The organism is Paracoccus litorisediminis, from assembly GCF_009711205.1.
Taxonomy (GTDB): Bacteria; Pseudomonadota; Alphaproteobacteria; order Rhodobacterales; family Rhodobacteraceae; genus Paracoccus; species Paracoccus litorisediminis.
Genome location: NZ_WMIG01000012.1, coordinates 32,546 through 44,937 on the forward strand (window position 1 = coordinate 32,546; position 12,392 = coordinate 44,937).

At 63.3% G+C, this 12,392-nt stretch carries 12 protein-coding genes and 2 pseudogenes; 5 read left to right on the forward strand and 9 right to left on the reverse strand.

The genetic code is table 11. The features are described from left to right. Positions 1-143: 143 nt before the first annotated feature. The 3 genes from GL300_RS17445 to GL300_RS17455 all read left to right on the forward strand — a co-directional run bounded on the left by GL300_RS17445 (position 144) and on the right by GL300_RS17455 (position 3,610). On the forward strand, positions 144-1,070 hold the full coding sequence (locus tag GL300_RS17445; RefSeq protein WP_170297702.1) for a LysR family transcriptional regulator: 927 nt from the start codon (positions 144-146) through the stop codon (positions 1,068-1,070). Between the two features lie 116 nt (positions 1,071-1,186). Next, positions 1,187-2,158 carry an agmatinase gene (speB, locus tag GL300_RS17450; RefSeq protein WP_155040941.1) on the forward strand — a complete coding sequence of 324 codons (972 nt, stop codon included), beginning with the start codon at positions 1,187-1,189 and terminating at the stop codon, positions 2,156-2,158. Positions 2,159-2,236: 78 nt separating this feature from the next. Next, on the forward strand, positions 2,237-3,610 hold the full coding sequence (locus GL300_RS17455; protein WP_155040942.1) for an APC family permease: 1,374 nt from the start codon (positions 2,237-2,239) through the stop codon (positions 3,608-3,610). A gap of 5 nt (positions 3,611-3,615) precedes the next feature. Here GL300_RS17455 and GL300_RS17460 read toward each other — a convergent pair whose 3' ends face one another. From GL300_RS17460 to fmdA, 8 genes and pseudogenes are all read right to left on the reverse strand, one after another. Beyond that, positions 3,616-3,795 (reverse strand): TOBE domain-containing protein, encoded by a 180-nt coding sequence (locus tag GL300_RS17460; RefSeq protein ID WP_155040943.1) that lies wholly within the window; start codon positions 3,793-3,795, stop codon positions 3,616-3,618. Between the two features lie 21 nt (positions 3,796-3,816). Further along, a complete protein-coding gene (locus GL300_RS27130) occupies positions 3,817-4,035 on the reverse strand; it encodes an ABC transporter ATP-binding protein (RefSeq protein WP_155040944.1) in 219 nt (72 codons plus the stop codon). After that, positions 4,026-4,568: pseudogene (locus GL300_RS17470) on the reverse strand (PLP-dependent transferase). The gene GL300_RS27130 and the pseudogene GL300_RS17470 overlap by 10 nt, the downstream one beginning before the upstream one ends. A gap of 179 nt (positions 4,569-4,747) precedes the next feature. After that, the gene (locus GL300_RS27460; protein ID WP_425495925.1) at positions 4,748-4,996 is read right to left on the reverse strand and encodes an FCD domain-containing protein; all 249 of its coding nucleotides are present in this window, start codon (positions 4,994-4,996) and stop codon (positions 4,748-4,750) included. A gap of 170 nt (positions 4,997-5,166) precedes the next feature. Then, positions 5,167-5,376: pseudogene (locus GL300_RS27465) on the reverse strand (FadR/GntR family transcriptional regulator); the annotation flags it as partial. 110 nt (positions 5,377-5,486) lie between these two features. After that, positions 5,487-5,783 carry a zinc ribbon domain-containing protein gene (locus tag GL300_RS17480; RefSeq protein ID WP_155040946.1) on the reverse strand — a complete coding sequence of 99 codons (297 nt, stop codon included), beginning with the start codon at positions 5,781-5,783 and terminating at the stop codon, positions 5,487-5,489. Between the two features lie 11 nt (positions 5,784-5,794). Further along, on the reverse strand, positions 5,795-6,307 hold the full coding sequence (locus tag GL300_RS17485) for an AmiS/UreI family transporter (protein WP_155040947.1): 513 nt from the start codon (positions 6,305-6,307) through the stop codon (positions 5,795-5,797). Between the two features lie 60 nt (positions 6,308-6,367). After that, the gene (gene fmdA / locus GL300_RS17490) at positions 6,368-7,594 is read right to left on the reverse strand and encodes a formamidase (protein ID WP_155040948.1); all 1,227 of its coding nucleotides are present in this window, start codon (positions 7,592-7,594) and stop codon (positions 6,368-6,370) included. Positions 7,595-7,829: 235 nt separating this feature from the next. On the opposite strand from fmdA, the gene GL300_RS17495 reads away from it, so the two are divergent. Then, a complete protein-coding gene (locus GL300_RS17495) occupies positions 7,830-10,463 on the forward strand; it encodes an ATP-binding protein (protein WP_155040949.1) in 2,634 nt (877 codons plus the stop codon). Continuing rightward, positions 10,460-11,569, forward strand: coding sequence for a sensor histidine kinase (locus GL300_RS17500; RefSeq protein WP_155040950.1), 1,110 nt, complete (start codon positions 10,460-10,462; stop codon positions 11,567-11,569). Before GL300_RS17495 ends, GL300_RS17500 begins: the two co-directional genes overlap by 4 nt. Here GL300_RS17500 and GL300_RS17505 read toward each other — a convergent pair. Continuing rightward, on the reverse strand, positions 11,545-12,285 hold the full coding sequence (locus tag GL300_RS17505) for a response regulator (protein ID WP_155040951.1): 741 nt from the start codon (positions 12,283-12,285) through the stop codon (positions 11,545-11,547). The genes GL300_RS17500 and GL300_RS17505 overlap by 25 nt on opposite strands. Positions 12,286-12,392: the final 107 nt, after the last annotated feature.

Genomic DNA, 12,392 nt, shown 5'->3' on the forward strand with positions numbered 1-12,392 from the left:
TGGTGCGCCCCGGACCGCGCGGATGCCTGCTGTCCATTGGGGCGATCCGGCCCCGGAAAGCGTCGCACCCTTGGATGAAACGGTCAGCCGATTGTTTAGAAAATATCTGTTTCATTATATTCACTTCAGGTATTTCTAATGTAATGCAGCAGAAATCCGGCCTTGGGCGCCCGTCCTTCACCGATATCGACCTGAAACTTTTGCGGATCTTTGCCGAGATCGTGCGCTGCAACGGCTTTTCCGCCGCGCAGATCAGTCTGGGGATGAGCCAGGCGACGATCTCGCAGCAGATGCGGCATCTTGAGGAACGCCTTGGCCTGCGGCTATGCGAACGGGGCCGTGCCGGGTTCTACCTGACCGAGCAGGGACGGCAGGTGCATGGTGCGATGCTGGACCTGTTCGGCGCGATCGAAAGCTTTGGCACCGCAATCGGTGATGTGCGCGGCGAACTGACCGGACGGCTGAATTTCGGCACGGTGGATGCCATGGTGACCAACCGGGCGCTGGGGCTTGATCGCGCCATCGGCGCCTTTCACCAGTCTGCGCCCAAGGTCAGCCTTGATATCGACATCGCGCCGCCGCAGGCGTTGGCGCAAGGTCTGCTGACACGGCGATACGAGGTAGCACTTCTGCCGGTCCGCGATGCCTTGCCGGGGCTCGACTCGCGGCGTGCCTTTTCCGAGCGGCAGTTTCTTTACTGTGGCCAAAAGCACCCGCTTTTCGGGCGTCCCGACGGTGGGATCACCGATGCGGATCTGGCCAGGCAGGCCTTTGCCGGGCGGACCTATATGCCGGATGAGCGGATCTGCGGCATTGATTTCCAGTGGAGCGCGCAAACCGCCCATATGGAGGGAACGTTGACCTTGCTGCTGTCGGGGGCCTTCATCGGTTTTTTGCCCGACCATTTCGCGGCAATCCCGGCTCGCGAAGGACAGTTGCGTGCGATTGCCCCTGAACGGCTGTATTTCGACGACATCTTCCACATCGCCTTCAGCCCCGGACGTCGCAACCGCACCGCCCTGCTGCTGGCCGATCTGATTGCGCGCGAATGCGATATGGCGGGCGCCTGATCACATCCGAAATCCCGAAGCAATGATCAATAATATGGGATATATCGAAGAAACTCGCGGCCGATAATCGACGTGAACCGGTACCAGCCGGCCCATGTCCCATCGGAGCGATTGATATGCACGACACCTCGTCCTCGCACGGCTATGCCAGCGGCCGCCTGAACCTGCCGTTCGTCGGCATCTCGACCTTTGGCAAGCGCCCCTATGTTGCGGATTGGTCCCAGATCGACGCCGATGTCGCCGTGCTGGGCGCGCCCTTTGATTTCGGCACCCAGTTCCGCGCGGGCGCGCGCTTTGGGCCGCGGGCGCTGCGCGAGGCCTCGACCCTGTTCAGCTTTGGCCATGCCGGGGCCTACGATCACGAGGATGACTGCACCTATCTGGGCGCGGATGTGCGCATCGTGGATATCGGTGACGCCGATATCGTCCATACCGACACGGTGAAAAGCCACGCCAATATCAAGGCAGGGGTCAAGGCGATCCTTGATGCCGGGGCCTTTCCGGTTGTGATCGGCGGCGATCACTCGATCAATATTCCCTGCATCGACGCCTTCGAGGGGCAGGGCGACATCCATATCCTGCAGATCGACGCGCATCTGGATTTCGTCGACGAACGCCACGGCGTCCGCAACGGCCATGGCAACCCGATGCGCCGCGCGGCGGAAAAGTCCTATGTCACCGGGCTGACGCAGGTCGGCATCCGCAACGTGTCCTCGACTGCCAAGGAAGGCTATGAAGACGCGCGCCGCATGGGTTCGGATATTCTGTCGGTGCGGCAGATGCGGGCGCTGGGGCCCAAGGCCGTGATCGACCGTATTCCCAAGGATGCGCGGGTCTATGTCACGCTGGATATCGACGCCTTCTGCCCCTCGATCGCGCCGGGGACCGGCACGCCCTCGCATGGCGGCTTCGTCTATTACGAAGTGCTGGAGATGTTGCAGGAACTGGCCCGTCGCAATGAGGTCGTGGGCATCGATCTGGTCGAGGTCGCGCCCGATTACGACCCGACCGGCGGCACGGCCATTCTGGCCGCGCAGGTCCTGCTGAACTTCCTTGGCTTCGTTTTCCACGAACGCAGCAAGCGCTGACCACAAGGACAGCTAGAACAGACGCCCCGCCCGCCAAGCGGGCGGCGGGCATCGGCAATGTGAGGAGGCACATTCACCATGACAGCACAGGATACCCTTGCCGGCAGTCGCCCGGCCCCCGCAGCCCCCCATGAGTTGCGACGGCGGCTGAAGGTCAGCCATGTCGTCTGCCTTGCCATGGCCGATGCCTCGCCCGCGATGGCAGTGCTGCTGCTGTCGGGCGGCGTGTTTCAGGTTGGCGGCACCTTTGCCGCAGGCGCGATGCTGGTGCTAAGCGTCGTCGTCATCCTGATCGCCATGTGCCTTGGGGAATTGGCCTCGACCTATCCCTCGACCGGGGGGTCCTATTCGATGGTGCGCAGCGTGTTGCCCGAGCCGCTGGCATGGATCACCCTGTTCAATTTCGTGACGCAGGGCATCGTCATCCCGGCCTCGCTGCTGCTGGGCATTCCGATCTTTCTGAAACACCTGATGCCCGGCCTGACCGTCCCGAACGAGGTCATTGCCTTTGCGCTTCTGGTGATTTCAGGCGGCATCGCCATCACCAAGGTCGAGATCGGCGCAAGGGTGAATATCGCCATCCTGATCGTGCAACTGGTCGTGGTCGGGCTGATCGTGCTGGCGGCGGTGATCGCGCCCGCGCAGAACCCGGTCGACATCGTGCTGCATCCCGTCGCACTCAGCGATGGCCAGCTTGTCGCGGTGACGCTGGGCATGGCGCTGGCGACGCTGGCCCCGGCGTTCAACGTGCTAAACGGCTATGACGCGGTTTGCGGTTTTGTCGAGGAACTGGTGGGCGGCGCGGCCGATATCGGCAGATCGGTGATCTATGCCGCCATTCTGGCCTCGGTCCTGATCACGGTGCCACTGATCGCGGGCGTGATTGCCGCGCCGGATCTGACGGCCTTCCTGCAATCCGACGCGCCGATCGTCTATGCCGTCGAAAGCGCGCTTGGCCCATGGGCCAGCACGATTCTGGATATCGGCGTTATCGCCGCGCTGTTCAACGCCGCGCTGACCTTGCAGATGTATTTCGCACGCGGGGTCTTTGCCTCGGCCCGCGACGGGCTGTGGCCGCCGGTGGTCAATGCCCGGCTGGCGCAGCTGAACCGGTTCAGTTCGCCCGGATGGGCAGTCGCGGCGCTGCTGGTGCCCTCGGTCTTCCTGATCGGGATGTCCAGCCTTGACTGGCTGATCATGTTCGCGGGCACGATGATCGCCACGGTCTATTTCTTCGTCGCCGTCGCCGCCCTTTTCAGCCGCATCGCACATCCGGGGATCAAGCGCCCCTTCCGCATGCCGTTCTGGCCGCTTGCCCCGCTGATCGTGATCGCTTTCACCGGCTATGCGCTGCTGACCCAGACGCGGGACTTCCTGATCGGAGAGTTGGTCCTTGCCGGGATTGCCCTGCTGGCATGGGCGCTGTCGAAGTTGTGGCGTCGCGCGGGGTAGTTCGACTATGCCAAAGCGCGACCCGACTGAGCAAAGAAATGCATGTGCTCGGGGTCAAAGCGCAGCGCGATTGGTTCGCCCCGCTGCAGCGCCACATTGCCGTTGAGGCGCGCCAGTATCGGGCCGACCTGCTCGACCGAGGTGTAGACTTTGGTGTCCGAGCCCAGCCGCTCGACCAGCAGCACCTCGGCATCGACATCGCCGGCTCAGCGCGCGGCGATGTCCAGATGTTCGGGGCGGCTGGCCTGCGACGGTCCGCGCAATGTCATGTTGTTCTTCAGCCGCAATCCGCCCGCGCCGGGGGGCACGTCAAGGATGTTCATCGTGGGTGAGCCGATGAAGCGCGCGACAAACAGATTGGCGTGCCGTTCGTAAAGCTCCAACGGCGTGCCGACCTGCTGGATTTCGCCCGCATTCAGAACCACGATACGGTCGGCCAGCGTCGTCGCCTCGACCTGATCATGGCCCCGAATAGCGGCAGCGTAAGTGCGCGGATCTGGCCAATCAGCTCATCGGTCGAGACGACGACGCCCGCGACCGTGTCGGAATGACCCGAAATGTATTTCGAGGCCGAATGCAGCACCAGATCGATGCTCAGTTCCAGCGGTCACTGGAAAACCGGCGTGGCCCAGCTGTTGTCCACGACCGTCAGCGTGCCGTGGCGCTTGGCATGTTCCGCCGTCCGGCGCAGGTCCATGACCTGCATCATCATCGAATTCGGGCTTTCCAGATAGGCCGGCCGCACACCGTTGAGCAGATCGGGGTCGCTCTCGAACCCGGTCATCGGGTGATAGGTGATCTCGACTCCCCAAGGCCGCAGCATCTGTTCGAACAGGCGGTAGGCATCGGGATAGACGTGTTCGATACAGGCGATCCGATCGCCGGGTCGGACAAGCGCAAAGATCGTCGAGGAAATCGCGGCCACCGCCGCCGCACCGTTTTCCAACCGGGCCATCATCTGTTCGAAGGCGGCGACCGTCGGGTTCTGCACACGGGAATACAGCGTCCGGTTGGGACATGCGGGCCTCGAAGGCGGCAAAATCGTCGAATGTGAACAGCGACGACTGATAGATCGGCGGCGTCACCGAGCCTTCGGCCCCGCCATGCGTCTGCGCCAACAGGGTTTCGATGGCCAGTTCATTCATGCGACAGCTCTCCAACTCCGATCCTGGTTTCCTCGGCCACGAGGCCGATGATCTCGTTCATCAGCGCCACTGCCCGGTCTGAATGGCCGTTGCGGATCGCCTCGGCCAGCGGCAGATGCAGCCGAAGCGAAGAGGTCCCAAGCTGCGGTGCCCCGATCGGGTCGCGATAGACCGTGTGAAATGCGTGCTGCAGCTGATCCACCAATTGCTGGAACAGCGGGTTTCCTGCAGCATCGTGGATCGCATGGTGAAAGCTGTGATCCGTCGGCCGCCAGTCATCGCCCGGTGGATGATTTCCGTGCGTTGCCGGTCATTTGCCCGAAGGGCCGCCAGCCTGCAGGCCTCGGCCTCGATCGGGCGTCTGACTTGCATCGACTTGCCGGAAATGGGCACACGAAGGACGGTCCCCGCGCCCTTGTTGCGCGACACGACCCCCATGCCCTGCCATGCCTTCAAGGCCTCGCGCACGGTAGAACGTGCCGCGCCCAGATCGCGTGCCAGATCCAGTTCCGGGGGCAGGCGCTCTCCTACGCCGATGCCACGCGCGACGATCATCTCTGCGACCGCTTCAAGTACGGTGCGCTGCTTATCTGTGCTGGCTGTTTCGTGTGTCGATTCCATGGCCAGATCATGAAATCATGTCAGACAAAGCCAATAACGATGTCTGACATTGTTTGATGCGAAAACGAAACCCGGCCCTTCAGATGGCCGGACGCCGGTCGGGCCTGCCCTTAGCAGGTGCCCAGCATCCAGCGTCGCGAGGTTGGCGGCGCGGCTTTCTTGCACATGTTGCAGCCGCATGTGGGCAGGTGACCGCGCTTCATCACCTTCGGCTCGGAGGAACTGGCATCCGCGCGGCTTTCGGCGCGGCGCAGGGCGCTGGACATGGTGCTGATCTGCGGGATCGAGGGCAGCACGGTGCAAACTCCGCCGCAATCGGGGCAGGGCGCGCCTTGGCGGCTGGCATCATAGCTCATCCAGTCCGAAAAGATGCCGTGGTCGGAGCAGTTGAAATCATAGACGGGCATGGCCGTTCCTTTCACATCATTCCGTCAAGCAGCAGCATGCCGGGCAGCCAGCCGGTCACGATGCCGGCGACAAGCGTGGCCCATGCGGTTGCCTTTAAGATCGGGCGTCCCAGCGCCAGAAGCAGGAAATACATGAACCACAGTGCCGCCCAGATCAGCCAGTTGGTCGCCAGCCAGAAGCTGCCGCCCGCCCCGACCCCGGCATAGGCCCTGAGGATCACCGGGATCAGGGTGATGGCGACGAACAGGCTGAACCAGCCCAACCCCCGCCCGTCGACCCCGGTCACGCGGTTATGGGCAATCCAGAAATAGGTAGTGGCGAACAGCAGGGTCAGCGCGCCCGCCCGGATCGATTCAGCATCGGCAGCCGTGCCGAAGACCGACTTGATCACGACACCCGCAGCCACCAGCCCCGAGACGATGTTGATGACCACGATCTCGCGGTCTTCGATCTTGCCCAGCAGCCATAGCCCGTTCAGAAACAGGACCGCGCCCACCCAAAGCAGCAGAAATCCAAGCATCATGGTGACTCTCCTGAAAGAGCCGCCCCCGAGAAGCCGGGGGCGGAGGTGGGGAGGGAAGGTTCAGCTGGTCTTGGCCCAGGGCGTTTCCGGGACCATGCGCTTGGGCCCGTCGCCATTCGGGCGGATGTCGAAGTCGAAAATCCCCGTCGGGATGGCCAGCGTTGCGCAGACGTTGGGAATGTCGACGATGCCGGCGATGCGCCCCTCGACCGGGGCAGTGCCAAGGATCATATAGGCCTGCTCGCCAGAATATCCGAATTTTTTGAGGTATTCTATGGCGTTAAGGCAGGCGCGACGATAGGCGACATGGGCGTCCAGATAGTATTGCTCGCCCGTATGCTCATCGACCGAGATCCCCTGGAAGATCAGGTAATCGTCGAAATGCGGGTCGATCGGGGACGGGCGGAAGATCGGGTTCTGCACGCCGTATTTGTTCATGCCGTCCTTGATGATCTCGACCTTGATCTCGATCCAGCCGGCCATTTCGATGGCACCGCAGAAAGTGATTTCGCCGTCGCCCTGGCTGAAGTGGATGTCACCCATCGAGAGACCGCCGCCCTTCACATAGACGGGGAAGTAGACCTTGGAGCCGCGCGACAGGTTCTTGATGTCGCAATTGCCGCCATGTTCGCGCGGCGGCACGGTGCGCCAGGCCTCTTTGGAGGCGGCATCGGCCGCGTTGCCCGACATTGACCCCATCAGCGAGGTGGGGCCGTAAGGCGGATTGGCCAGCGGTGGCACGCGGGTCGGATTCGTGGCGATCAGCGCGGCCTCGCGGCGGTTCGCTTCGGCCAGCAGCTTGTGATCGGGCAGACAGCCGATCAGACCGGGATGGATCAGCCCCGGATAGCGCACGCCCGGAATATGGCGCGAGGTGGTGTAGATGCCTTCGAAATCCCAGATCGATTTCGACGCATGAGGATAATGCTCGGTCAGAAAGCCGCCGCCGTTTTCCTTGGCAAACAGGCCGTTGAAACCCCATCTGGACTCCGGCAGCGCGCCGATATCCAGAATGTCGACGACCAGCAGGTCGCCCGGCTCGGCACCCTCGAACGCGAAGGGACCGGACAGGTAATGCACCCGCGTCAGGTCGGCATCGCGAATATCGTTGGCGCTGTCGTTGTTGCCGATCTGGCCCCCGGTCCAGTCATAACATTCGACGCGCAGCACCTCGCCGGGCTTGAAGCTCTCGACCATCGGGATGTCGGGATGCCAGCGGTTATGCGGCTTCTGTGCGGCTTCTTCGGGTGCCCTTTTCAGATCGACTTCGAAAACGGTTCTGGACATTCTACCCTCCCTGTCCGTCGGACGGGCCAGCGCGTTGCGGGCCTACCCGGAACCAAGGTCATCGGGCCGTGTAACCGCCATGCCCTTTGACCGGGCCAAGTTTGTAAAACTGTGTAAGCGTCTTGTAACCGGGGCTGTCGCACCATCGACAATGGGAATTCACAGGACCGGCAATCGCTTCTAGGATCGCTGTCATCGTGTGGCCCGATCGCCCGCGACACCCGGGGGGAGGGTCATGGACAAGTCGGTTGCCGAGGCAGGTGCAGACCTGCGCGGAGGTGTTCCTTTGCCCGCCGCCCGGGCGGCCTTCCCCGGTTTCGAACCCGAAGAGCGCAGCTACCAATCCTGGGTCGCCGACGAGACCATCGAGGATTACGCCCTGCGCTATGCCCCGGTGAACCACCGCCGCTGGAGCCCCTTCACCATCGCCAATACCGCGCTTGGCGGCATTTCCTTTCTGGCGCTGGAGGCCATCGGCGCGGCGCTGACCCTGTCATGGGGGGTGCATACGACGGTCATCGCGGTGCTGCTGGTCTCGGTTTTCATCTTTGTCACCAGCCTGCCCATCGCCTATCACGCCGCCCGGTCGAATGTGGACATGGACCTGCTGACGCGCGGGGCGGGCTTTGGCTATATCGGGTCGTCCATCACCTCGCTGATCTATGCGACCTACACGATCATCTTCTTTGCGCTTGAAGGCGTGATCATCGCGCAGGCGCTTTCGGTCAGCACCGGATTGCCTTTGCCGGTGGGATATCTGCTCTCGACGCTGGTGATCCTGCCCTTTGCAGTGCGGGGGATGACGGCGATTTCGCGCTTTCAGATGGTGACGCAGATCCCTTGGATCGTGCTGGGCCTGATGCCGTTTGCGGCGATCGCGATCCTGGAGCCGCAAGAGATACGCAGCTGGCTGGATGCGACCGGGCCGACGCTAGGCTGGCTGTCGCTCGGCGGGGCGATCGGCGTGCTTTGTGCGCTGACATTGCAGATCGGAGAGCAGGTCGATTACCTGCGCTTCCTGCCGCCAAAGGAAACCACCCCCGCCTTGCGCTGGTGGTCGGCCCTGATCCTGGCCGGACCGGGATGGATCCTGATCGGCGGCACCAAGGTGCTGATGGGCAGCTTTCTGGTGACGCTGGCACTTGGCGATGGCATGGCCGCGGATTTTGCGTTGGAGCCGATCGGCATGTTCTGGCAGGCCTATCAGCATCTGTTCAGCCCCGCCGTCGCGCTGGCGGTGGCGACCGTCTATATCCTGCTGGCGCAGATCAAGATCAACGTGACCAACGCCTATGCCGGGTCGCTGGCGCAGTCGAACTTCTTTCTGCGGGTGACGCGATACCATCCGGGGCGGCTGGTCTGGCTGATCTTTCACATCACGGTCAGCTGTGCGCTGATGCTGATGGGGGTCTTTTCCACGCTCGAGGCGGTGCTGGCCATCTATGCCAATCTGGCGCTGGCTTGGCTTGGGGCGATCTTTGCCGATCTGGTGATCCTGAAGCCGCTGGGCCGCAGCCCGAAGCGGATCGAATTCAAGCGCGCCTATCTGCCGGATTTCAACCCGGTTGGTTGCAGCGGCATCGTCGTCGGCGGCGTGATCGGCATCGGGCTTCTGCTGGGGCTGGGCGGGCCGATGCTGCAGGCTTGGGCCCCGCCGATCGCCTTTGTCGTCGCGATGCTGACCGCCTCGGCGGTGGGGATCGTCAAGGGAAAGCCGGTCTATTTCGCGCGCGAACCGCATGATTTCGGCCCGGTCGAGCGCTGCGATTGCGCCATTTGCAGCCACGGCTATGAAATCCGCGACATGGCCTATTGCACCTTTTACGAGCGCCCGATCTGTTCGCTGTGTTGCAGCCTGGAACCCCATTGCCGCGATTTCTGCAAGCGCCCACGCCTTGCGCCGTCCATACCCGTTACCCCGGACGGGCTGCGACTGCATCGGGTGTCGCCACGGATCTGGCAGCGGATCTGGCAGATTGCCGCGGTTTTCGCGGCGCTGTTGGTGGGGCTGGCCGGGTTTTATCTGGTCGCCCGACATCTTTCCTCATTGCTTGAGGATCGCCAGCTGGTGACGCATTTCTTTCTTGGTTCGGTCCCGATGCTGGCCTTGCTGGCGATCTGGGTGGTCATGGCCAATGAACGCAAGCGCCTGACCGAAGATGACCTGCTGGGCGCGTTGACCCGGCTGGGTCAGGCGCAGCGCGAACTGGCGCTGAACCAGCGCCTCGCCGCCGTGGGCGAGGTTGCCGCCACCATCAGCCATGAATTGCGCAACCCCCTTGGCACCATCACCAGTTCGGTCGAGGTGCTGTCGCGTCACCCCGGGCTTGGTCCCGAGGTGACCGAGGATGTGGACCGTATCCGGCGCAACATCCGCCGCTGCCGCCGCATCATCGACATCCTGCTGGACTTTGCCCGGCAGGGCGCAACCGAGATCGTCCCGATCGACCTGCCGGCATGGCTGAACGCCGTCGTCGCGGATCACTCGGGGCAGCGCTTTGTCAGGATGCAGATTCCGGTGGGAATGCGGTTGAAATGCGATCCCTCGCGGCTGCAATTCGCCGTCCACAACCTGATCGACAATGCCCTGCATGCCGCCGAGGCCGCTGGTCGGTCGCCCTGCATCACGCTGAGCGCGCGGCGTCGCGGCAGTGTCACCGAAATCGAGGTCGCCGATAACGGCCCGGGCATTCGTACCGATCTGCAGGCCCGGATCTTTGATCCGCTGTTCTCGACCCGCGATACCGGCGTCGGGCTGGGGCTGCCTCTGGTCCGCCGCGTGGCCCAGCTGCATGGCGGCGAAGCGTGGATCGCGCGCAGCAGTCCGAACGGCACGGCCATGTGCCTGTCGATCCGGGATAGGTCATGACCGTGACGCCGCGCCCGAAAGTGCTTATCGTCGATGATGAACGCGACTTCGCCGTCTCGACCGCGCGGGCGCTGGCGCTTGAGGGGATCACCTGCCTGATTGCCCATGACAGCGCCACGGCCCTTGCGCAATTGACGGAAAACCCGGCGATGATCGCCTTGGTCGACATTCGCATCCGCCATGAGGACGGCACCCAATTGGCCGCGCGGCTGCGCGCGGTGCGGCCAGAATTGCTGGTCATCATCATGACGGCCTATGCCTCGATCGACAGCGCGGTCGCGGCGATGCATGCAGGGGCGCATGATTACCTGTCCAAGCCCTTCTTCCTTGATGAGCTGATGCGGGCGCTGAACCGCTGCTTCGAGGTGCTGGCGCTGCGCGAGGACAAGGCCCGTGCGGAACAGGATCTGGCCATCCTGCGCCAGCTTGAGGCGACATCGCGCCTTGCGACCGGGCTGTCGCATGATTTCAACAATATGCTTGCCGTCATTCAGGCCAATGTCTCGGTCATTCTGGATCGGCTTGGCCCTGACCACGCGCTGGCGGCTTATGCCGACGATGCCGACCGGGCAGCCCGTGCGGCGGCCGAGCTGGTCGCGCGGCTGATGAATTTTACCCGCAGCGGCCAAGCGCTGCCCGAGCCGATCGACCTGCGCGAACCTGTCGCCACGGCCTGCCGCATGATGCAGCATACGCTTTGCGTCGATATGAGGATTGCGCTGGACCTGCCTGACGTCCCGCTTCTGGTGCCGGTCGCGCCCACGATGCTTGAAACCGCGGTGGTTAATCTGCTGATCAATGCGCGCGACGCGACCGAAGGCCGGGGGCGGGTCATCGTCACGCTGTCCTTGCTGCGTCAGGGCGGCAATTACGCCCGGCTGGTCGTTCAGGACGACGGTCCGGGCCTGTCCGCAGAGGTTGAGGCGATGTCGCTGCATCCCTTCTTTACCACCAAGCCCAAGGGTACGGGGCTGGGCCTGCCGATGATCCAGCAACTGGCGCTGGCGGCTGGCGGCGCGTTTCGGATTGGAACCGCACCCGAGGGCGGGGCGCGCGCGGTGCTGGATCTGCCGGCAACCACTCAGCCGGACGGCGAGAACATGTAACCCGCCCCGCGAATGGTGCGGATCACGCGATGCTCCGGTCCGGTATCCCCGATCTTGCGGCGGATCTTGCCGATCATCACGTCGATCGAACGGTCAAAGGGCGACCAGTCTCGATTGGCCGCAAAATCAAGCAGTTGATCGCGGCTGAGGACCCGACCCGGTCGTTGCGCTAAGGCACTGAGCAGGTTGAATTCCTGTGTCGTCAGCGACTGGACCCGACCCGTCGCGTCACGCAGCATGCGCGATTCAAAATCCAGCGACCATCCGTCGAAATGGGCCATGCGCGGATGATCCGGGCGGGGCGGGGCCGCAGGTTCGGCGGGCAGGCGGCGCAGGATCGCCCGCACCCGCGCCAGCAATTCGCGCGGCTCGAACGGCTTCACCAGAAAGTCGTCTGCCCCGATCTCCAACCCGACAATGCGATCAATGGCCTCCTGCCGTCCCGACAGGAACAACAGCCCGCCCTTGTGTTGCCCCCTGATCTCGCGCGCAAGGGCATAGCCGTCATCCCGACCGGGCAGCCCGACATCCATCACCACCAGATCGAACCGCGTCTGCGCCAAAAGCCGACGCAGCCCCACGCCGTCATAGCACATGTCGACCTGATAGCCTTCCTCGCCGAAATACCGCCCCAGAAAGGCGCAAAGGCTGGGGTCGTCCTCGACAAACAGGATCCGTTGTTTGGTGGAATCGGTCCGCAATGTCGCTTGGGTCATGCCTCCTCCTCGCCAGCAGGGCGGCAACCATGCTGACCGAAGATTAACCAACCGTCGAGGCGTCGAATAGCCGACTGGACGGGATTTGCGATGATGATGCGGTTGCC